Raw genomic sequence first — 20,378 nt, 5'->3', positions numbered from 1 at the left:
GTCACCTGATGTCCGCCGACCCCTCCCGGATGCCTGCCCCCGGGAGGGGGCCGGGGCACATGGCGGGAGCGCACCGCGGGTTGCAGTACCGTTACGGTCGAACCCCGACCGAGTGACCCGTGGGAAGACCTGTGAGCTGGCCGGCCGTATCCGTAGTCATGCCCGTGCTGAACGAGGAGCGCCACCTGGAGGCCGCGGTGCGCCACGTGCTCGCCCAGGACTATCCGGGCGAGCTCGAGGTGGTGCTCGGTGTGGGCCCCTCCGCCGACCGCACCCGGGAGGTCGCCGACGCGCTCGCCGCCGCCGACCCGCGCGTGGTCGTGGTGGACAACCCCACCGGCCGCACCCCCTCGGGGCTGAACGCCGCCATCGGCGCCTCCTCGCACGGCATCGTCGCCCGCATCGACGGCCACGCGATGATGCCCTCGGACTACCTCAAGGTGGCGGTGGAGACCCTGGAGGAGACCGGGGCGGACAACGTCGGCGGCATCATGGCGGCCGAGGGGGAGACCCCCTGGGAGCGCGCCGTGGCCGCCGCCATGACCTCCAAGGTCGGGGTGGGCAACGCCCGTTTCCACACCGGGGGCGAGGGCGGCCCCGCCGACACCGTGTACCTGGGCGTGTTCCGCCGCTCGGCGCTGGAGCGCGTGGAGGGCTACGACGAGGCGTTCCTGCGCGCCCAGGACTGGGAGATGAACCACCGCATCCGGAGCACCGGCGGCACCGTGTGGTTCCAGCCCCGCATGCGGGTGTCCTACCGGCCGCGCCCGGACGCCTCCCGCCTGGCCAAGCAGTACTTCCACTACGGGCGCTGGCGGCGGGTGGTGGCCCGCCAGCACAAGGGCACGATCAACCTGCGCTACCTGGCGCCTCCGGCCGCGGTGGCCGGCATCGCGCTGGGCCTGGTCGGCGGGTTCTTCTTCTGGCCCGCGTGGCTGGTCCCCGGGGCCTACGCCGCCGCGGTGGCGGCCGCCTCGGTGCCGCTGGGCAAGGGGCTGCCGGTGTCCGGGCGCCTGGCGGTCCCGGTGGCGCTGGCCACCATGCACATGTCGTGGGGGGTCGGGTTCCTGACCAGCCCGCCGAGCCTGGGCGCGGACTCGCGCACCGCCCGCGCCCGGCGCGAGTCCCAGGGCCAGGAGCAGGCCTAGCGTTTGACGGCGGCCGCCACCCCCGGCACGTCGTCGGCGACCACCGCGTCCACGCCCGCGTCCGCGAACCGGGCCGCGTCCACGGCGTCGGGGCACCACGAGACCACCTCCAGCCCGGCCCGGTGCGCCGTTTCCACCGTGTAGTCCACGCTGCGCCGCCCCGGGCGGGGCGGCTCCCCGGTGAGGCCGAAGGACCGCGCGTCGATCGCCACCGCCGCGCACCCCATCCCGGCCGCCCCGGCCACCGCCTGGTCCAGCGGGTTGCGCACGAACGGCATCCACGCGGTGGGCACCCCGGGCGCCTCCTCGGCGACCCGCAGCAGCACCGCCGGGTCGAAGGAGCACACGAACACCCGCCGCCGGGCCGCCTCCCGGCGCAGCACCGGCATCAGCAGGGCGGCGGTGCGGCGGGACGGCGCGTCGGCGGCGTCCTCCATCACCGTCTTGACGTCCACGTCCAGCCCCGCCTCCTCCGGCAGGGCCTCCAGCGCCTCCTCCAGGCGCACCAGGCCCTTCCGGGCGCACTCGGCGGCGGTCGCGTCCACCACCGGCCGCCCGTCGGCCAGAGCGGCGTCGTGGTGCAGGACCAGCGCGCCGTCGGCGGTCCGGCGCACGTCGACCTCCACCCAGGAGGCCCCGGTGCGCAGCGCCTCCAGGTAGGACTCCACGGTGTTCTCCCGGAGCCCGCCGCCTTCGCCGCGGCCCGCGCCGCGGTGCCCGATCACCTCGGTGGGGCGAAAGACGCTCATCGGCCCTCCTCTCCGGCGCCGCGCCCGGCCTCCCGGCGCAGCAGCGCCTCGGCGACCTCCACGTCCCCCGGGTGGGTCACCTTGATGTTGGCCTCGGTGCCCGCCACGATGTGCACCGGCTCACCCGGCAGGTAGCGCAGCACCACGCCGCAGTCGTCGGTGGCCACCAGGGCCGGGTCGGCCAGAGCGGCGGCGTAGGCGCGGCGCAGCACCTCCAGCCGGAACCCCTGCGGGGTCTGCATCCGCCGCAGCTCGGCGCGCGGGGGCACCTCGGCGACCGCCTCGGCCCCGCCCGCGCCCGGGGCCACCCGCACCACGGTGTCCGAGGACGGCACCGCCACCCCCACCGCCCCGGCGTGCTCCAGGGCCGCCACCGCCGCGGCGACGGTCGACCGGGCCACCAGCGGGCGCGCCGCGTCGTGCAGCAGCAGCAGATCCGAGCCGGGGCGGGCGTCCACCGCGCGCAGCGCCGCCACCGAGCTGTCGGTGCGGGTGGACCCGCCCGGCAGGACCGCCGTCACCTTGGGGAAGGGCGCCGCGATCCGCTCGGCCTCGTGCAGGTGGTCCGGCGCCATCACCACGATCACCTCGTCCACCTGCGGGGCGTCCTGGAAGGCGGCGACCGCGTGCTCCAGCACCGGCCGCCCGGCCAGCGGCAGCAGCTGCTTGGGGACGGCACCGCCCATCCTCGACCCGGTGCCCCCGGCCAGTACGGCGGCGGTCACGTGCGGCATCGCACACCTCGGCTTTCCCTCTCGCGCGTTCCTCCAGCAGAACCTACGGGACGGGGCGCCCGCCGCCGACCGGTACCCTTGTGTCGCCCCGGGGACGGCGTCCGCCGCCGGGCGCGCCCGCAGCGCGGTGCGCGCGGCGACGCCGGGTCTGCCCCGCGCGGCTCTCGAACGTCCCACCCCCTGGCCGGAGCGCGCCCCCTCGCCGCCTCCGGCCGCAAGGTCTCACGACTGCACACCCCCAAGGAGGTGGCGGTGGCGTCAAGGGCGCTGGCCGTCTGGCAGAACCGTCAGGTCGTTGGCCTCCTGGTCCGGCGCGACCTGAAGGTCAAATACCAGAAATCGATCCTCGGTTACGCGTGGTCGATGCTCGAACCCCTGGCCATGGCCGGGGTCTACTTCTTCGTGTTCGGGCTGATCTTCAACACGGACCGGGGCGTCCCCGGGGGCGACGACGCCCCCGGCGGCTACCTGCTGTTCCTGATCTCCGGCCTGTTGCCCTGGCTGTGGTTCAGTACCGCGCTGAACGAGGCGCCCAAGGCCCTGATCTCCCAGTCCAAGCTCATCACCACGATGAAGGTGCCCCGGGAGATCTTCCCGATCGCGGTGGTCACCCGCGGCTTCGTGGACTACCTGTTCACCTGGCCCGTGCTGCTGGTGTTCGTGTTCTTCCTGGGCGGGCGCACCACGGCCATGGGCGTGCTGGTCTGGCTCCCGGCGGCGCTGGTGGTGCAGTACGCCTTCACCCTCGGCGTGACCTTCCTGCTGGCCTCGGTCAACGTGCTGGTCCGGGACGTGGAGCGGATCGTGCGCATCCTCAACCGGATCCTGTTCTACGCCTCGGCGATCATCATCCCCTCGGGCATGGTGCTGGCCGCGGACTCCTCCTTCCCCGGCTGGTTCAAGGCCCTCTTCCAGCTCAACCCGCTGCTGGGGATCTTCAAGATGCACCACGCCGTCTGGTACCCCGCCGACGCCCCGGGCCTGGCGTCGGCCGCCGCGCACGGGGGCTTCGCGCTCACCACGGCCCTCGTGGGTGCGCTCGCCTTCCTCGTTGTCGGATACTGGGTGTTCCGGCGCCTGGAGACGGCCGTCCTTAAGGAGTTGTGATGGCGGAGCCGATCATCGAGGCCGAGGGCCTCGGCATCAGTTTCGCGGTGAACCGCCGGCGCAAGCGCAGCCTGCGCGAGATGTTCATCCACGGCAGGAAGCGCGACCCCAACGCGGCCGGGGCCGACTTCTGGCCCATGCGCGGCGTCTCCTTCCAGATCGCCGAGGGCGAGTGCGTCGGCATCGTCGGCAAGAACGGCACCGGGAAGTCCACCCTGCTCAAGATGATCGCCGGGGTGCTCATCCCGGACGAGGGCAGCGTGCGGGTGCGCGGGAAGGTGGCCCCGCTGCTGGAGCTGCGCGCCGGGTTCAACGACCAGCTCACCGGGCGGGAGAACGTCTACCTGGTCGGGTCCCTGCACGGGATGGACACCGAGACCATCGACGCGCGCTTCGACGAGATCGTGGAGTTCGCCAACATCCGCGAGGGCTACATCGACATGCCCGTGCGGCACTACTCCAGCGGCATGAAGGTGCGCCTGGGCTTCGCGCTCATCTCCCAGCTGGAGCACCCCGTCATGCTCGTCGACGAGGTGCTGGCGGTGGGCGACAAGGCCTTCAAGAAGAAGTGCTACGAGGCCATCGAGCGGATGCTGGCCAAGAACCGCACCATGGTCCTCGTCTCGCACAACGAGACCGACCTCAAGCGGTTCTGCGACCGGGGCCTGTACATCAAGGACGGCGAGCTGGCCCTGGACGCCGACATCGGGACGGCGCTGGAGGCCTACAACGCCGACTCCAAGGCCGAGACCGAGGCCCGCAAGAAGGCGGCCGAGGAGAAGAAGCGCCGCAGGCAGGAGAAGGGCGAGCAGGAGAAGGGCGGCGGCGAGGCCGCCTGAGCGCGCCCCGGCCCGGGGCGTGTCGGAGGTTGCCGGGCACCCCCGCGCGGGGGACGCTCGACGGGTGACCTCCGCCGTGTTCACGCGGATCGCGCCCGTGGCGGCCGTGCTGGCCGCGGTCTGGTTCTCCGCGGGCGATACGCGCGGTGCCCTGGCGGGATCGGCCCTGCTCGGCGCGGTCCTGGCGGCCGGCCGGGCACGGGTGTGGGCCGCCGCGGGCCGCCGGGACGCCCTGGAGGAGTGGCTGGCGGTCGTGCTCGGGCGGCTGGGCGAGTACGCGGTCTACGCGGGCCTGGCCGTCGGGGGCGCGCTCTCCGGAGAGGACGAGGCCTGGGCGTGGGCGGCGGGCGCGCTGATCGCCCTCGCGCTGCGCGACAGCGTCCTGGAGGCCGAGGGCCGCCGGGCCGCCCCGGTCCCGCCCGCGGCGGGCGTGCCCGCCCCGCGCGAGGGCTCCCCGCTGGCGCGGCTGCCCGGCATGGGGACCGCGCCCGAGCGCACCGACCCCGGCCTGGCCGACGAACTGCTCGGTCCGCACCGGGCCCGTGGGCCCCGGAGGCCGGGCCGGGCCGCCCCCGCCCGGCGCCCCGCCGCGGTCGGCGTGCTGCGGGAGGCGGCGGCCTTCCCCCGGCCGCTGCGGTTCGCCGTCATCGCCGTGGGGGCCCTGGCCGCCGACGCGCGCGTGACCTTCATCGCACTCATGGTGGGGTGCGCGATCGCGGTGACCGCCGCCCTCGCGGACCCCCGTCCGGAAAGGGGGCCGAGCGGCTAGCGTGGACGCGTTCCCCCCGGGCCGCGGGTCGACACCCGTCGACGTGCGGTTTCTCCGTGATGATGGTCACCTCGCGCGGCTGCTGGGGCGGGTGGGGGGCGGCGCGCTGCCGCCGGTGCCGCCCGCGGCCGCCGCCGCACTGGTGACCGGCGTCCTGCTCGCGGCAGGCCTGGGGGCGGCCACAGGCATTACCCTGTTCGCACCGGTGGCCGCGCTCCTGCTGGCCGGAGCCGCCTCGGCGCATCCGCACGGCGGCCGCCACGACCCCCTCGCCGTCCCCCTCCTCCGCGGGTCCGAATACCTGTACCTGCTCGCGCTGGGCACGGGCGGCGGCGTACCGGGCCCCCTGGTGTTCGTACTCTTGGTCGTGGTGGCCCTGCACCACTGCGGTACCGTCTGCCGGGCACGCCAAGGGGCCGGTCCACCGGACCGGGCCGCTCGGGCGATGCTCGGATGGGACGGCCGCATGCTGCTCGCCGCCGCGGGAGGCGCCCTGGGCTGGCTGCCGTTCGCCTTCGGCGCGCTCACCGGCTACCTGGCCGTGCTGCTCGCCTACGGGGCGGTGGCGGGCTGGGCCCGCACACCGGTGGCCGACCTGGCGGACACCGGCGACGAACCGGGAGGCGCAGGCGCCCCCACGACCTAAGGAGGAACGCGCGTACATGCTCGGTATGGTTCTTGCGGCCGGAGCCGGCCGGAGGCTGCGCCCCTACACCGACACGCTCCCCAAGGCACTGGTGCCGGTCGACGGCGAGACCACCATCATGGACATCTCGCTGCGCAACCTGGCGGCCTCGGGCCTGACCGACGTCGTGGTCGTCGTCGGCTACCGCTCCGAAGCGGTCGAGGAGCGCAAGGAGGCGCTGGAGCGCCGCCACGGCGTCAGTCTCACCCTGGTCTACAACGACAAGGCCGAGGAGTGGAACAACGCCTACTCCCTGTGGACCGCGCGTGAGTACTTCTCCGAGGGCGTCCTCCTGGTGAACGGCGACACGGTGCACCCGGTGAGTGTGGAAGAGACGCTACTGGCCGCCCGCGGACCGGAGCTCCTCCTGGCGGTGGACAACGCGAAAACCCTCGCCGACGAGGAGATGAAGGTGACCCTGGACGGCTCGGGGCACCTGGAGCGCATCACCAAGAGGATGGACCCGGCCACCGCGGCCGGGGAGTACATCGGCGCCACCCTCGTCGACGGCGCCGTCGCCGGCCGCCTGGCCGACGCCCTCAAGGCCGTCTGGGAGCGCGACCCGGACCTGTACTACGAGGACGGTTTCCAGGAGCTGGTCACCCGCGGCGGCAAGATCGCCGTCGCCCCGATCGGCAAGGTCGACTGGGTCGAGGTGGACGACCACGACGACCTCGCGCGCGCCCGGGAGATCGCATGCCGCTACTAGCCCGGATGCTGCCGTCCCCGCTCACCATCGACGTGCGCCGGGGCGCCATCGCCTCCCTCGGGTCGGTCCTGTCCGACCGCCGGATCGCCACCTCGGGCCGCATCGCCGTCGCGGTCGGCCCGGGGCAGGGCGGCCAGATCGCCGCCGACCTCGACATGCCCGACTGCGAGGTGGTCCAGGTCGACGGCGGCAGCGTGGACACCGCCACCGAGCTGGGCAAGAGGCTGCGCGCGGGCGCCTACGAGGCGGTCGCCGGGATCGGCGGCGGCAAGACCATCGACGTGACCAAGTACGCCGCCTCCATGGCGGGCGTGCCGATGGTGGCCGTGGCCACCAACCTGGCCCACGACGGCATCTGCTCGCCCACCGCCTCGCTGGAGCACGAGAGCGGCAAGGGCACCTACGGGGTGTCCATGCCCATCGCGGTGGTCATCGACGTGGACTACGTGCGCGCCGCCCCGCAGCGGCTGGTCCGCTCGGGGGTGGGGGACGTCGTCTCCAACCTGTCCGCGATCGCCGACTGGGAGCTGGCCGGGCGCGAGCAGGGCGAGCCGGTGGACGGCATGGCCGTCACCTTCGCCCGGGTGGCCGCCGAGGCGGTGCTCTACCGCCCCGACTCGGTGGAGTCCGACGAGTTCCTCACCGTGCTGGCCGAGGCGCTGGTGCTGTCCGGGATGGCGATGTCGGTGGCCGGGTCGAGCCGCCCGGCCAGCGGCGGGTGCCACGAGATCCTGCACGCCGTCACCCACCTGTACCCCGGGGTGAGCAACCACGGCGAGCTGGCCGGGATCGGCGCCCTGTTCGCCTACTTCCTGCGCACGCGGCACCTGGGCGAGGACGACCGGCGCATGCGGGACATCCGCGCCTGCCTGCTCCGCCACGGGCTGCCGCTGACCCCCGGGGACGTCGGCCTGGACGAGGAGAAGTTCGCCCGCGCCGTGGCGCACGCCCCCGCCACCCGGCCGGGGCGCTACACGGTGCTGGAGCACCTGGACCTGTCCGAGGACGAGATTCGGCGGAGCGTCGGTGAGTATGTCCAAACCGTCGGTCGCTGAGGTCCGCGCCGGGGGCCAGCCCGAGGGCGTCAAGGAGCGCGTCAACGAGGAGCACTGGGCCGGCCGCCTGTACATGCGCGACGTCTCCCCCTACCTCAGCACCGTGTTCGTGCGGCTCGGCGTGCCGCCGAACCCCATCACCTACCTGATGATGGCCTTCGGCGTGCTCGCCGGGGCCGTCGTCGCCTTCGGCGGCCTGTGGTCGGCGCTGCTGGCCTTCGCCATGGTGCAGGTCTACCTGCTGCTCGACTGCGTCGACGGCGAGGTGGCGCGCTACACCGGCCGCACCAGCACCGCCGGGATCTACCTGGACCGCATCGGCCACTACGTCTCGGAGATCGCCCTGCTCATCGGGCTGGGCGTGCGCGCGCAGGGGGCCTTCGAGCCCGGCGGCTGGGTGGTGGCCGGGATGGCCGGGGCGATCGGCGTGGCGCTGATCAAGGCCGAGACCGACAACGTGGTGGTGGCCCGCGCCAAGGCCGGGCTGCCCGAGCAGGTCTCCCAGGAGGCCATGCGCCCCCGCTCGTCCGGGCTGAGCCTGGCCCGCAAGGCCGCCTCGGCGCTGCGGTTCCACCGGATCATCCAGGCGGTGGAGCTGTCGATCCTGCTCGTGGGCGTCGCGGTGGTGGACGCGGTCCGCGGCGACCTGGCCGCCACCCGCGTCCTGGTGGCGGTGTGCGTGGCGGTGGCCGCGCTGCAGACCGTGCTGCACCTGGTCAGCGTGCTGGCCTCGCGGCGGCTGGAGTAGCCGGGACGGCCGCGGCCGTCCGCGGGCGGCGCCCCGACACGCCGGGCGCCGCCCTTCCCGCCGTGGCGGGAAGGGAAACCGTCCCTTATCTTTTCGTTAGCGGGTTCGCGGGAGTGTAAGGTCCCGTCCACCCGTCGTCCACGCCTACGAACGGTTGCCATGAACCGACACGTGTCCGAGGAAGCGCCCCGGGAGGCCGTCCACGAGGCCCCCGCGCCGGCGCCTGCCGGGGGTGCCCAGCGCTTGAAGATCTCGTGTGTCGTGCTGACCATGGGCAACCGCCCGGCCGAGCTGCGCCGCGCGGTCACGAGCGTGCTGGAGCAGCGCGGCGCCGACGTCGACGTCGTGGTCGTGGGCAACGGCGCCGACCTGCCGGAGCTGCCCGAGGGGGTGGCGACCCTGCGTCTGGAGGAGAACCTGGGCATCCCCGAGGGGCGCAACCAGGGGGCGGCCGCCACCGACGGCGACATCCTGCTCTTCCTCGACGACGACGGCTGGTACCGCTCGCCGGAGCTGTGCCGCCGCCTCGCCGACCGGTTCGCCGCCGACCCGGGCCTGGGGGCGCTGTCGTTCCGCATCGCCGACCCCGACGGCGGGCCGGACCAGCGCCGCCACGTGCCCCGGCTGCGCGCGGGCGACCCGCGCCGCTCCAGCCGGGTGACCACCTTCCTCGGCGGCGCCTGCGCCATCCGCCGCGAGGCCTTCGCGGCCGGAGGGGGGCTGCCCGGCGGGTTCTTCTACGCCCACGAGGAGACCGACCTGGCCTGGCGCATCCTGGACGCCGGGTACCACATCGAGTACGACGCCGAGGCGGTCATGTACCACCCGGCGACGGCGCCGACCCGGCACGCCGACTTCTACCGGCTCAACGCCCGCAACCGGGTGTGGCTGGCCCGGCGCAACCTGCCGTGGCCGCTGGCCGCGGTCTACCTGGCGAACTGGGTGGGCATGACGGTGCTGCGGGAGCGCTCGGGCCCCGCGCTGCGCGCCTGGTTCCAGGGGTTCGGCGAGGGGTGGCGGACCGGGGCCGGGCCGCGCACCCCGATCTCGTGGCGCACGGCCTGGCGGATGGCCCGCGACGGGCGCCCGCCCGTCATCTGACTACAGCTCCGTCCAGACCTCGCCGTACTCCAGGCGGGGGAGGCGGGGGAAGGCGTGCGGCCCGGCGGGCTCGCCGATGTTGACCACCATGAAGCTGTGCAGCGGAGAGCCGGCGAAGAACTCGGCGTCGACCCCGGCGTGGTCGAACCCGTTCATGGGGCCCGCGGCCAGCCCGGCCGCGCGCACGCCGACGAGGAGGTACCCGGCCTGCAGGTGGGCGTTGAGCGAGGCCGCCGCCGGGCGGGCCGCGGCGTCGGCGAAGGCGCCGCGGACCATCTCGGCGCGGTCGGGGAAGAAGGCCTCGGCCTTCTCGTGGAAGTCGGCGTCGTAGGCGAGCACGGCGGTGAGCGGCGCGGCCTCGGTCTTGGCGCGGTTGCCCTCGGCCAGGAGGGGCAGCAGCCGGGCGCGGCTCTCGGCGGAGCGCAGCAGCAGCACCCGCAGGGGCTGCGTGTTCATCGCGGTCGGCCCGTACTTGACCAGGTCGTGGACGGCGCGCAGCTTCTCCTCCGGGATGGGCCCGGGGCCGAAGGCGTTGGCCGAGCGGGCCTCGCGGAAGAGCAGGTCCTGGGCGTCCTTGGGCAGGGCCAGCGGGTCGGCGCTCGCGGTCATGGGGTCTCCTCTCGTACGGGTCCGCGCGTGCGTTCATGTATGTGCATGGAGAACGCGGACACGACGGGGGCAACCGGGACCCGCGGGGGGCTATTCCGGCGCTGCGGCCGGTGTGGCGGTGCTCACGCCGTGGCGGGCGCGCGGTGCGGTAACGCCCGCAGGCCCGGCTCCGCGCGGGCCCACTCCTCCAGCTGGCGCACGAACGCCTTGGCGTGGACGGGCCAGTGGTAGTGCTCCCGGGCGATCTCGTGGCCGGTGCGGGCGAAGCGGGAGCGCAGCCCCGGGTCGCCGCGCAGCAGCAGCGCCGCCTCGGCGGCGGCCCGCGGGTCGCCGTGCGGGACCACGATCCCGCAGGCCCCCTCCGGGCGGCCGGCCACCAGCGCCTCGGCCGCCGGGGTCGGGGTGGTGATCACCGGCAGGCCGTGCGCCATGTACTCGACCACCTTGGTGGGCAGCGAGTGCCGGTAGTTGGGCGTGTCGTGCAGCAGGCTCACCCCGGCCATCGCCCCGCTGACCATGCGCAGGGCCCGGTCGTTGGGCACGAACCCGAACCAGCGCACCGCCCCCTCCTGCTGGGCGGCGCGCAGCATCGGCCGCACCGACGGGTCGGCGGCGCCGATCACGTCCACCCGCACCCCGTGCGGGCGCAGCAGCCGCCCGGCCTCCACCAGCTCGTGCGCGCCCCGGGCGTTGGACAGGTGGCCCAGGTAGACGATGCGGTCGTGGCCGGGCTGGCGGGCCGGGCGCTCGGGGACGAAGGTCGTGTTGGGCACCACCGGGTGCGATCCGGCGAAGCGTCCCCGGTAGCCCTCCTCGGCCAGCAGCAGGTGCATGCGGCGCTCGGCCCGGCGCTCGAACGAGCGCACCACGGGGGCCAGCGGGCGGCGCAGCGGCCGGGGCAGCCACGGCTTGGTGAGCAGCGCCGCGGCCGCGTCCTCGTGCACGTCCCACACGGTGGCCGGGCGGCGGCCGGGCAGGGCCAGCATCAGCTCGGGGTCGTGGAAGACCAGGACGTCGGCCTTGGGGGCGTGCTCGGCGAGCGCGGCGCGGGCCGCCCGCAGCGCGCGCAGCCGCCGCTTGCCCGCCGCGCGGGGCAGGTCCACGGCCTCCAGCTCGCGCCAGGGGGTCACCCCGCGCTCGCGGAACGGAGCGGCGTAGGTGACCGTGTGGCCGGCGTCCAGCAGCGCGCGGACCTGCCGGTGCAGGATGCGCGCGTCCTCCGGGTGGTGGACCACGGTGGCCACGAGTGCGTGCATGAGCGCCTCCGCCTGATGCTCCATGTCCCGGGCCGGAGGGAGATTCCGCCCGGGCGGGCGGCCGACCTGGGGCCAACCTAGGCGCGGGCGGCAAACGGAGGGTGAATCCCGCGGTTACACCCAGGGGTGGGGGCGATGAAGACGCGGGGCCCGGCTCGCGGTGAGCCGGGCCCCGGGCGGCCGTGCAGCCGCGGGCGGACGTGCGCGGGGTGCCGGTCAGAGCACCTGCACGCCCTCGCGCTCGATCGGCGCGGTGGTGCGGTCCTGCTGGGGGACCTCCGGGTCCAGGCGGCGCAGCACGCCGCGGGTGTCCAGCAGCAGCCGGGCGTGCTCGGTCAGCAGCTTGGGCCGGTAGTCGGGGTGGTCGGTGAGCAGCACCGTCAGGTCGGCCTCGCGCAGCGCCTCCTCCAGGTCCAGCGCGCGCGGCACGTCCTGCCCGCCCACGCTCCACTCCTCCACGTAGGGGTCGTGGTAGGTGAGCGTGGCGCCCTTCTCGGCCAGCTTGCGCGCCACCGGCCGGGCGGGCGACTCGCGCTGGTCGGCGATGCCCGCCTTGTAGGTGACGCCGAGCAGCAGCACCCGGGAGCGGGACAGCGCCAGCCCGGTGTCGTTGAGCAGCTCCTGGGCGCGCTGCAGTACGTACCCCGGCATCCGGGCGTTGATCTCCTGGGCCAGCTCCACGAACCGGAACGGGTAGCCCAGGGTCTTGACCTTGTACGACAGGTAGTTGGGGTCGATCGGGATGCAGTGCCCGCCGACCCCGGGGCCGGGGTAGAACGCCTGGAACCCGAACGGCTTGGTGGCCGCGCAGGCGATGGAGTCCCACAGGTCCACGCCCAGCTCCTGGCAGAACACCGCCATCTCGTTGACCAGCGCGATGTTGACGTGCCGGTAGGTGTTCTCCAGCAGCTTGGCCATCTCCGCCTCGCGGGTGCCGCGGGCGCGCACCACCTCCGAGACGAACCGGCCGTAGAACCGGGCGGCCAGCTCGCCGCAGCGCTCGGTCATCCCGCCGACGACCTTGGGGGTGTTGGCCACCCCGAAGGCCGGGTTGCCCGGGTCGATGCGCTCGGGCGAGAAGGCCAGGTGGAAGTCGGCCCCGGCGACCAGGCCGGACTCCTCCAGCAGCGGGCGCAGCACCTCCTCGGTGGTGCCCGGGTAGGTGGTGGACTCCAGGACCACCAGGGTGCCCGGGCGCAGCCGCTCGGCGATCATCCGCCCGGCCGCCGAGACCGCCCCCAGGTCGGGGCCGCCCTCCTCGGAGAGCGGGGTGGGCACGCAGACCACGATGGTCGAGGCGCGGCCCAGCACCTCGGGGTCGGCCGTGGCGGTGAACCCGCCGGCCAGCATCTCGCCGATGTCGTCGCCGGACAGGTCGTCGACGTGCGAGGCGCCGGAGTTCAGGCCGTCGACGACCGCTGGGCTGACGTCCAGGCCGGTGACCGCGATACCGGCGCGGACGGCCTCCTGGGCCAGCGGGAGGCCGACGTATCCGAGTCCGATGACGACCAGGTCCGTGGTCGGGGTAGCGGCGTCCACAGGGCCCCTCACCTTCTTGGAAGCGGTGCTCGAAAGCAGCGGTGGAAAACGATGTGTCGGGGAACGGTGCTCGCTTCGGCTAGACGCCCGAGCGTAGTTCTCCGATGACGGCGCACGGCCGCCTCGGCCAGCTCCGGACATCTCGTCGAAGAGTGCATATTCGGCCCCCGGGTGTGGGATATGCGTGCCGTTCCGGCGGTGTCGGCGCGGTACCGCGGCGGACGTCCGGCCAGGTCCCGCGGGCGCCACCGGTGCCCGATTTCTGACTGTACGGCGGTTTTCGCTGGTGGGATCACCGGAATTCCGAACCGCCCGGAGGAATTAACTCCGGCGTCACTTCGGGTTCCTTCCCTGCCCACCGTTCACACCCGGCTCGGCCCGGTGAATAGGCCGTAGGCGTCCGAATAGCGCTCGGCCGCGGCGGCCCATGTCCGGTCCCGGCCGACCGCCGCGCGGGCCCTTGCGCCCAGCCGCCGGCGCTCCGCCGGGTCGGCGGCCAGCGCCCCCAGGGCGTCGGCCAGCGCGCCCGGGTCCCCGGGCGGCACCAGCGCCCCGGTGCCCCCCGGCTCGACCAGCTCGCGCAGCGCGGGCAGGTCGGAGGCGACCACGGGCAGCCCCCCGGCCATCGCCTCCACCGGCTTGAGCGGCGTGACCAGGCGGCAGACCCGCTCGTCGCGGCGCGGCACCGCGAACACGTCCAGCGCCGCGTGGTGGACGCGCACCCGCCCGGCCGGGAGCCGCCCGGTGAAGTGCGCGGCCCCCTCCAGGCCCGCCTCGGCCGCCCGGCGGCGCAGCGCGGGCAGCTCGGGCCCGTCGCCGACCACCAGGGCGTGCGCGTCCGTTCCGCGCTTGCGCAGCACCGCCACCGCGTCCAGCAGCGCGTCCAGGCCCTCGTAGCCGTAGCAGCTCGTCGTCGTCCCGGCCACGAACGCCTCCGGCCCGATGCCCAGCGCCTCGCGCACCGGCGCGCCGTCCGGCAGCGGCTCCAGGAAGGGCGCGGCCACCGCGTTGGGCACCACCAGGATGCGCTCGGCGGGCACCCCGCGCGCGGCGATGTCGGCGCGCATCGCCTCGCCCAGCGTCACCACCAGGTCCGCGCCGAGCATGCAGGCCGTCTCCTGCGCCCGCTCCGCCTGGTAGAACGCGTCCCCGACCGAGCGCGAGGGGTCCCGGGACAGCCACGACTCCTCCAGGAAGCCGCGCACCTCGTAGACGACCGGCAGCCCGCGGGCGCGCCCCAGCTCCAGCGCCAGGCGCCCGTTGCGGTGGTTGGAGGCCGCGTGCAGCACGTCCGGCCCCAGCCGGTCCGCGAGCCGCCCGGCCCAGCGCAGCCCGGCCCGCAGCTCCGCGCCGTCGTCCGCGGGCGCCGCCCAGGGCATGATCCGGTGGTAGGGCACCCCGTCCAGCACCACCCGCGGCCGCGGGTCGGGCACCCCGGCCGAGAGCGGGTACCCGGCCCGGGTGGCCACCTGCGCGTCCAGCCCCGCCTCCCGCTGGGCCACCGCGATCCGGTGCGTCCGCTGCGTGTACCCGGCGTTGGTGTGCGGCAGCGCGTTGGTCACCAGGTGCAGCACACACGCCCCGATCTGTGCTGATCGCCCACCGTTCACCGCGCCGTCGCGCCGCGTTCTCCGCCCCCGGGCTACGGTGAGCGAGGGCGGGCGGACCGGCTCCGGCACCTGCGGGCCGGGACCGGCGGCCACCGCGCGCCCCGACAGCAGGGCCGAGCGGCGCTCCAGCGCCGCCCGGCGGCGGCCCGGCGGCAGCGCCCCGGCCAACTCGTCGGCCAGGGCGGTGTCCCGGACGGCCAGTGCCAGCGCGGCCATCCGCGCCGTGCGGCCGGGCGCCGCACCGGAGGCGGACAGCCGCGCGGTGCGCGCGGCGCCCTCGGTGTCGCCGGCGTCGGCCAGCGCGTAGGCGCGGACCAGCGGGCCGCCCCGGGCGGCGGCACCGCGCACCGCCCGGCGGACCGGGGAGGGGAGGACGCGCAGCGCCAGCAGCGGGGCCCGGGCGGGTTCGCTGCGCAGGTGGCGCCAGGCCAGGGTGGCGGCGTAGGAGGCCGCTCTGATGATGGGCAACACGATCGGTAGGCAACCACGCGGCGGTGTCCCCGCGGTGACGCCCGGGCGTCCCGCGCGCGTCGCCGGAGGAAAACACGCCGGTCCCGAGCGGACCGGGGCGAGGAACGAGGGAAGAGGTCGATGGCATTCCTGCACATCGTGGGAGCGCGCCCGAACTTCGTGAAGGCGGCGCCGGTGGTGGCCGCCCTTGACCGGCGCGGCATCGCCCAGCAGGTGCTGCACACCGGCCAGCACTACGACGAGCGCATGTCCGCGGTCTTCTTCCGCGACCTGGGGCTGCCCCGCCCCGACGCCGACCTGGGGGTGGGCTCGGGCTCGCACGCCCAGCAGACCGCCGCGCTGATGACCGGCCTGGAACGGGAGTTCACCGAGCGTTCACCCCACACGGTCATCGTCTACGGGGACGTGAACTCCACCGTGGCCGCCGCGCTCACCGCCGCCAAGCTCGGCATCGGCGTGGCGCACGTGGAGGCCGGCCTGCGCTCCTTCGACCGGACCATGCCCGAGGAGGTCAACCGCGTGGTGACCGACCGGCTGTCCGACGTGTGCCTGGCCACCAGCGCCGACGCGGTCGCCCACCTCGCCGACGAGGGGGTCGGTGCCGACCGGATCCACCTGGTCGGCAACCCGATGATCGACACCCTGACCGCCAACCTCGACCGGTTCGACGCCGAGGGGCTGCGGGCCCGCCACGGCCTGCCCGCCTCCTACGTCGCCGCCACCCTGCACCGCCCGGCCAACGTGGACGACCCCGAGGCGGTCGCCTCCCTGGTGGCCGCCGTGCACGGGGTCGCCGACCGGATCGACGTGGTCATGCCGGTGCACCCGCGCGGCAAGGCCGCCTTCGACGCCGCCGGGCTCGGCGGCCACCCCCGCGTGCACCTGCTGGAGCCGCTGGGCTACATCGACTTCGTCGCGCTGGTGCGCGGCGCCGCCGCCGTGGTCACCGACTCGGGCGGGGTGCAGGAGGAGACGACTATCCTCGGGGTGCCGTGCCTGACGCTGCGCCCCAACACCGAGAGGCCGGTCACCATCACCCACGGAACCAACCGCCTGGTGTCCCGGGAGGAGCTCGCCGAGCTGCCCGCCCTGGTCGCCAAGGCCGCCTCCGGCGAGCCGGTCAACGGCGCCCCCGCCGGGGCCGTCCCGCCGCTGTGGGACGGCGCCGCCGGGGAGCGCATCGCCGACGTGCTGTCCACCGTGCAAGGTAGGAAGAACCCGTGAAACGGCGAGAACAGTCCCAGACCGAGCAGCTGCGCCGGGCCCTCGGCGAGAGAGAGGCCCAGCTCCAGGAGGCCCAGGCCCGCCTGGCCGCCCTGGAGGCCTCCACCTCGCTGCAGGTGGGCCGGGCGCTGACGTCGGCGGCCAAGCGCCCCGGGCGCGGCCTGGTGCGCCTGCCGCGCGACCTGTTCCGGCTGTGGCGGCGCAGCGGGCGCACCACCCAGGCCACGGGGCGGCGCAAGCCCGACCCGGTGCGCTCCTATGAGACCGAGCGCGAGGAGGCGCGGCTGCTCAGCGGCGCCCCCGGGGCGCCCGACGGCCGCCTGTCGGTGGCCGGGGTGCTCTCGGCCGAGGCCGCCGAGGCGCTGCGCCCCTACGTGCGGGTGGTGCCGCTGCTGCCGCACGACGCCCAGCCGGTCTTCGAGTCGGTCGACGTGGACGCGGTGCTGGTGACCGCGTCGGCGGCGGCGCCCGGCGCCGCCGGGCCCTGGGCGCACACCGGCGACCCGGCCGCCGCCGACCGCACCCGCGCCCTGGCCTGGGTGCTGGAGGCCGCCGCCGCGCGCGGCGTGCCCACCGTGCTGCTGGATGACGCACCCGCCCCGCCCGCGCTGGCCCGCCTCGGCTTCGACCTGGTGCACGACGGCGGCGCCGGGGTGCCGCTGCACCGCTTCAACCCGATCGCCGCCGACCCCGAGCGCTCCGCCGAGCCGGTGCGCCTGGCCGCGTCCCGGCCCTCCGGGGCCGCCGCCCGGCGGCTGCTGGGCGCGCTGGGCGACGACGGGCCGCGCACGGCCGAGGCGTCCTGGGAGGACCTGCCCGACCTGCTGCGCTCCAGCGCCTCGGTGGTGGTGGAGGACTCCGCCGCCGCCGACCGGGCCCTGGCCTGCGGCGCCCGCGCCCTGCTCGTGGGGCGCGGCGGGGACGCCCAGGACCGGGCGGCCGCGGTGCCGCCCGGCGCCGCCGACCCCGCAGCCGTCCTGCAGGAGCTGGAACGGGTCCGCCGGGCCGGGCCGCTCTCCCCCGAGGAGGTGCGGGCCGTGCTGCGCTCGGTGTTCCTCACCGACGCCGTCCCGGTGCGGCTCGCCGAGGTCTTCGGCCGGGTGGACTTCGCCCCCGGGTCGGCGGGCGCCTCGGCGGTGCTGGCCGGGCGCCGCGCGGCGGTGCTGGCCGCCCCCGCCGACGACACCGAGGCCCTGGCCCTCGCCGACGACCTGCTCAACCAGGACCTGGCCCCCGCCGAGGCCGTGGTGCCCGCCGAGGCGGCCCACCTGGCCGGGGTGGAGCGGCTGCGCTCCTTCGGGGTGCCGGTGCGCACCGCGCCCGTGCCCTCCGGCGGCCCCGGGCACCTGCGCTGGGCGGCCCTGGCCCGGGCGGCCTCGGCCCCCTGGTCGGTGCTGTGGCGCGAGCCGCGCGGCGCCGGACTCCTGGCCGACCTGCTGTGCGCCGCGGAGTGCTCGGGGGCCGACGCGGTGGGGGCGGCGACCGTCCCCGGCGGCGGCGACGGGGCCTGGGAGGCGGCCACCGCCGACCAGGACTACGTGTTCGTCGGCGGGATCCGGCCCGACCTGGCCCGCACCGAGCTGGCCGGGCGCGGCATCGACCCCGGCCTGTGGAACCGGCACGGCGCCCGCCTGCTGGCGCTCGGGCCGGGCCTGGCGGCCGGGGAGGCCGCCGAGGCCGGGCTGGCCGGCGGCGCGCCCGGCGCGTCCTGAGGGCACCGGTNGGGGCGGCGGCCCCGCCGCCACGGCCGTGAAAGGGAAGACGTGGACAATCGGCAAGGCCCCCCGGAAGCGGGGCGCGGGCTGCGGGCCCTGGTGTACGGCGACGTCGACATGAACATCATGGACGGCTCCGCGGTGTGGGCGCAGTCCATGGTGCAGGCGCTGGCCGCCGCGGGGTGCGCGCCCACGCTGCTCCTCAAGGCCGAGGTCTCCACCGACCGGCTGACGGCGCCGCTGGAGCGCGACCCGGCGGTGGCCCTGCGCCGCCCCTACGAGGAGGGACTGCTGGAGGGCCTGGGCCCGCGCGGGCTCACCCCCGAGCAGGCGGTGGAGCTGCTGGAGCGGCTCGACGCCGAGGAGGCCTACGACCTGGTGGTGGTGCGCGGGCGGCGGCTCGCGGTGCTCGCCGCGCAGAGCGAGCGCCTGGCCGGCCGGCTGTGGACCTACCTGACCGACGTGCCGCAGAGCGTGCCCGAGCTGACCGCCGGCGCGGTCTCCGAGCTCACCGACATCGCGGTGGCCTCCCGCTTCGTGCTGTGCCAGACCGAGGAGCTGCGCTCCTTCCTGGAGAGCGCGGTGCCCGCCGCCTGCGGCAAGAGCGTGCTCTTCCCGCCGGTGGTGGTGCTGGAGGAGGAGGCGCCCCAGGCGGCCCCGCCCGCCCCCCTGGACGGTCCGCTGCGCCTGGTCTACACCGGCAAGTTCGCGCCCCGGTGGAACACCCTGGAGATGGCCGGGCTGCCCGAGGCGCTGAGCGGGCGCGGCGTCCCCGCCGAGCTGCACATGGTCGGCGACAAGGTGCACCGGGACTCCCCGGAGTGGGCCCGCAGGATGAACAAGGCCCTGGAGGGGGGCGCCGAGGGGCTGGTCGCGCACGGCGGGGTGCCGCGGGCCGAGGCGCTGCGCCTGGCCGCCGGGTGCCACGTCGGGCTGTCCTGGCGCGATGAGGAGATGGACGCCAGCCTGGAGCTGTCCACCAAGGTGCTGGAGATGGGGGCGCTCGGGCTGCCGGTGGTGCTCAACCGCACCCCCATGCACGAGGCGCTGCTCGGCGTGGAGTACCCGCTGTTCGCCGAGCCGGGCGCCGACGCCGACGAGGTGGCCGACCTGCTGGCGCTCGCCGCCGACCCGGCCGTGCGCGCCGAGGCCGCCGAGCGGTGCCGGGCCGCGGCCGCCCGCTTCACCCTGGAGCGCGCCGCCGAGCGGCTCGGCGCCTACCTGGACGCCGCCTGCCCGAGCGGGCCCGAGGGCACCGACCCGCGCCGCCCGCTCAAGGTGGTCATCGCCGGGCACGACCTGAAGTTCTTCACCCGGCTGGCCGAGCACCTGTCCTCGCTGCCCGGGCTGGACGTGCGCCTGGACGAGTGGGAGTCGCTGCGCGCCCACGACCAGTACCGCAGCAAGGAGCTGGCCTCCTGGGCGGACGTGGTGATCTGCGAGTGGTGCGGCCCCAACGCGCTGTTCTACGCCGAGCACAAGCGGCCGGGGCAGCGGCTGCTGGTGCGGCTGCACCGGTTCGAGCTGTACGCCGAGTGGCCGCGCAAGCTCGACATCGAGAAGGTGGACGCGGTCATCTGCGTCAGCCCCTACTACGCCCGGCTCACCCGGGAGCTGGCCGGGTGGCCGACCGACAAGGTCGTGGTGCTGCCCAACTGGGTGGACACCGACCAGCTGGACCGGCCCAAGCTGCCCGGGGCCGAGTACACCCTGGGCATGATCGGCATCGCGCCGTCGCGCAAGCGGATCGACCGGGGCCTGGAGGTGCTGCGCGAGCTGCGCCGCCGGGACCGCCGGTTCACCCTGGCGGTCAAGTCCAAGCAGCCCTGGGACTACTGGTGGATCTGGAACCGCCCCGAGGAGCGCGAGTACTACGAGCGCGCCTACCGGGAGCTGCGCCGCGACCCGCTGCTGGCGGGCGGGGTGGTGTTCGACCCGTTCGGCCCGGACGTGGCCGGCTGGCTGCGGCGGATCGGCTTCACGCTGTCCACCAGCGACGACGAGAGCTTCCACCTGGCGCCGGCCGAGTGCGCCGCCTCGGGGGGCGTTCCGGCGGTGCTGACCTGGCCCGGGGCCGACACCATCTACTCGCACCGGTGGCTGCACGAGGACCCGGCGGCGATGGCCGAGGCGATCCACGCGACGGTGGCCGAGGGGCGGTTCGACGCGGCGCGGCGCGCGGCCCAGGCCGAGATCCGGGACAACTACGCGCTGGACAAGGTGTGCCGGATGTGGACCGACCTGATCGTCAAGGGCGCGGTCCCCGAGCCGGTCGACCTCCCCAAGGCGGTCCCGGCCTAGGCGGCCGCG

The 20,378-nt window shown here is 75.5% G+C and carries 18 protein-coding genes; 12 read left to right on the top strand and 6 right to left on the bottom strand.

The window, feature by feature from the left end:
• Window positions 1–131 precede the first annotated feature (131 nt).
• Window positions 132–1,148 (top strand): glycosyltransferase family 2 protein, encoded by a 1,017-nt coding sequence (locus D476_RS0121570; RefSeq protein ID WP_083939599.1) that lies wholly within the window; start codon window positions 132–134, stop codon window positions 1,146–1,148.
• Here the strand turns inward: D476_RS0121570 and D476_RS0121565 are convergent.
• Complete coding sequence (locus D476_RS0121565; RefSeq protein ID WP_017625997.1) at window positions 1,145–1,897, bottom strand: glycerophosphodiester phosphodiesterase; 753 nt, start codon at window positions 1,895–1,897, stop codon at window positions 1,145–1,147. The two genes, D476_RS0121570 and D476_RS0121565, sit on opposite strands and share 4 nt — an antisense overlap.
• A complete protein-coding gene (gene ispD / locus D476_RS0121560) occupies window positions 1,894–2,631 on the bottom strand; it encodes a 2-C-methyl-D-erythritol 4-phosphate cytidylyltransferase (protein ID WP_017625996.1) in 738 nt (245 codons plus the stop codon). Before ispD ends, D476_RS0121565 begins: the two co-directional genes overlap by 4 nt.
• 252 nt (window positions 2,632–2,883) lie before the next feature.
• Between ispD and D476_RS0121555 the strand changes: the two genes are divergently transcribed.
• From D476_RS0121555 to D476_RS0121520, 8 genes are all read left to right on the top strand, one after another.
• Window positions 2,884–3,738 (top strand): ABC transporter permease, encoded by an 855-nt coding sequence (locus tag D476_RS0121555; protein ID WP_017625995.1) that lies wholly within the window; start codon window positions 2,884–2,886, stop codon window positions 3,736–3,738.
• The gene (locus D476_RS0121550) at window positions 3,738–4,577 is read left to right on the top strand and encodes an ABC transporter ATP-binding protein (RefSeq protein WP_017625994.1); all 840 of its coding nucleotides are present in this window, start codon (window positions 3,738–3,740) and stop codon (window positions 4,575–4,577) included. The genes D476_RS0121555 and D476_RS0121550 overlap by 1 nt, the downstream gene beginning before the upstream one ends.
• Before the next feature lie 64 nt (window positions 4,578–4,641).
• On the top strand, window positions 4,642–5,346 hold the full coding sequence (locus tag D476_RS0121545) for a hypothetical protein (protein WP_017625993.1): 705 nt from the start codon (window positions 4,642–4,644) through the stop codon (window positions 5,344–5,346).
• Window positions 5,347–5,389: 43 nt separating this feature from the next.
• Window positions 5,390–5,992: a DUF5941 domain-containing protein gene (locus D476_RS0121540; protein ID WP_239648786.1), complete on the top strand. Its 603-nt coding sequence runs from the start codon at window positions 5,390–5,392 to the stop codon at window positions 5,990–5,992.
• A gap of 16 nt (window positions 5,993–6,008) precedes the next feature.
• Complete coding sequence (locus tag D476_RS0121535; RefSeq protein ID WP_017625991.1) at window positions 6,009–6,740, top strand: phosphocholine cytidylyltransferase family protein; 732 nt, start codon at window positions 6,009–6,011, stop codon at window positions 6,738–6,740.
• Between the two features lie 5 nt (window positions 6,741–6,745).
• Window positions 6,746–7,795, top strand: coding sequence for an iron-containing alcohol dehydrogenase family protein (locus D476_RS0121530; protein WP_017625990.1), 1,050 nt, complete (start codon window positions 6,746–6,748; stop codon window positions 7,793–7,795).
• Window positions 7,773–8,543 (top strand): CDP-alcohol phosphatidyltransferase family protein, encoded by a 771-nt coding sequence (locus tag D476_RS0121525; protein ID WP_017625989.1) that lies wholly within the window; start codon window positions 7,773–7,775, stop codon window positions 8,541–8,543. The genes D476_RS0121530 and D476_RS0121525 overlap by 23 nt, the downstream gene beginning before the upstream one ends.
• Window positions 8,544–8,786: 243 nt before the next feature.
• Window positions 8,787–9,644: a glycosyltransferase family 2 protein gene (locus D476_RS0121520; RefSeq protein WP_026123730.1), complete on the top strand. Its 858-nt coding sequence runs from the start codon at window positions 8,787–8,789 to the stop codon at window positions 9,642–9,644.
• Here D476_RS0121520 and D476_RS0121515 read toward each other — a convergent pair whose 3' ends face one another.
• The 4 genes from D476_RS0121515 to D476_RS0121500 form a co-directional block, all read right to left on the bottom strand.
• The gene (locus tag D476_RS0121515) at window positions 9,645–10,253 is read right to left on the bottom strand and encodes a malonic semialdehyde reductase (protein ID WP_017625987.1); all 609 of its coding nucleotides are present in this window, start codon (window positions 10,251–10,253) and stop codon (window positions 9,645–9,647) included. It abuts the gene before it with no gap.
• A gap of 122 nt (window positions 10,254–10,375) precedes the next feature.
• Complete coding sequence (locus D476_RS0121510) at window positions 10,376–11,533, bottom strand: glycosyltransferase family 4 protein (RefSeq protein ID WP_017625986.1); 1,158 nt, start codon at window positions 11,531–11,533, stop codon at window positions 10,376–10,378.
• Window positions 11,534–11,725: 192 nt separating this feature from the next.
• A complete protein-coding gene (locus tag D476_RS0121505) occupies window positions 11,726–13,048 on the bottom strand; it encodes a nucleotide sugar dehydrogenase (RefSeq protein ID WP_017625985.1) in 1,323 nt (440 codons plus the stop codon).
• Between the two features lie 362 nt (window positions 13,049–13,410).
• The gene (locus D476_RS0121500) at window positions 13,411–15,126 is read right to left on the bottom strand and encodes a glycosyltransferase (protein ID WP_017625984.1); all 1,716 of its coding nucleotides are present in this window, start codon (window positions 15,124–15,126) and stop codon (window positions 13,411–13,413) included.
• Window positions 15,127–15,249: 123 nt separating this feature from the next.
• On the opposite strand from D476_RS0121500, the gene wecB reads away from it, so the two are divergent.
• The 3 genes from wecB to D476_RS0121485 all read left to right on the top strand — a co-directional run bounded on the left by wecB (window position 15,250) and on the right by D476_RS0121485 (window position 20,369).
• Complete coding sequence (gene wecB / locus D476_RS0121495; RefSeq protein ID WP_017625983.1) at window positions 15,250–16,353, top strand: non-hydrolyzing UDP-N-acetylglucosamine 2-epimerase; 1,104 nt, start codon at window positions 15,250–15,252, stop codon at window positions 16,351–16,353.
• Window positions 16,350–18,065 carry a hypothetical protein gene (locus tag D476_RS0121490; RefSeq protein WP_026123727.1) on the top strand — a complete coding sequence of 572 codons (1,716 nt, stop codon included), beginning with the start codon at window positions 16,350–16,352 and terminating at the stop codon, window positions 18,063–18,065. The genes wecB and D476_RS0121490 overlap by 4 nt, the downstream gene beginning before the upstream one ends.
• 102 nt (window positions 18,066–18,167) lie before the next feature.
• Entirely contained in the window at window positions 18,168–20,369 is a 2,202-nt protein-coding gene (locus tag D476_RS0121485; protein ID WP_017625982.1) for a glycosyltransferase, read from the top strand.
• Window positions 20,370–20,378 lie beyond the last annotated feature (9 nt).

This window comes from Nocardiopsis chromatogenes YIM 90109 (assembly GCF_000341185.1).
GTDB classification, from domain to species: Bacteria; Actinomycetota; Actinomycetes; order Streptosporangiales; family Streptosporangiaceae; genus Nocardiopsis_A; species Nocardiopsis_A chromatogenes.
Note: the sequence above shows the minus strand (reverse complement) of the source record. Positions and strands in the feature narration are given on the sequence as shown.

Coding starts and splice junctions, on each gene's coding strand:
- D476_RS0121565 (WP_017625997.1), bottom strand. CDS start 1,897: ATGAGCGTCTTTCGCCCCACCGAGGTGATCGGGCACCGCGGCGCGGGC.
- ispD (WP_017625996.1), bottom strand. CDS start 2,631: ATGCCGCACGTGACCGCCGCCGTACTGGCCGGGGGCACCGGGTCGAGG.
- D476_RS0121550 (WP_017625994.1), top strand. CDS start 3,738: ATGGCGGAGCCGATCATCGAGGCCGAGGGCCTCGGCATCAGTTTCGCG.
- D476_RS0121535 (WP_017625991.1), top strand. CDS start 6,009: ATGCTCGGTATGGTTCTTGCGGCCGGAGCCGGCCGGAGGCTGCGCCCC.
- D476_RS0121530 (WP_017625990.1), top strand. CDS start 6,746: ATGCTGCCGTCCCCGCTCACCATCGACGTGCGCCGGGGCGCCATCGCC.
- D476_RS0121525 (WP_017625989.1), top strand. CDS start 7,773: ATGTCCAAACCGTCGGTCGCTGAGGTCCGCGCCGGGGGCCAGCCCGAG.
- D476_RS0121515 (WP_017625987.1), bottom strand. CDS start 10,253: ATGACCGCGAGCGCCGACCCGCTGGCCCTGCCCAAGGACGCCCAGGAC.
- D476_RS0121510 (WP_017625986.1), bottom strand. CDS start 11,533: ATGGAGCATCAGGCGGAGGCGCTCATGCACGCACTCGTGGCCACCGTG.
- wecB (WP_017625983.1), top strand. CDS start 15,250: ATGGCATTCCTGCACATCGTGGGAGCGCGCCCGAACTTCGTGAAGGCG.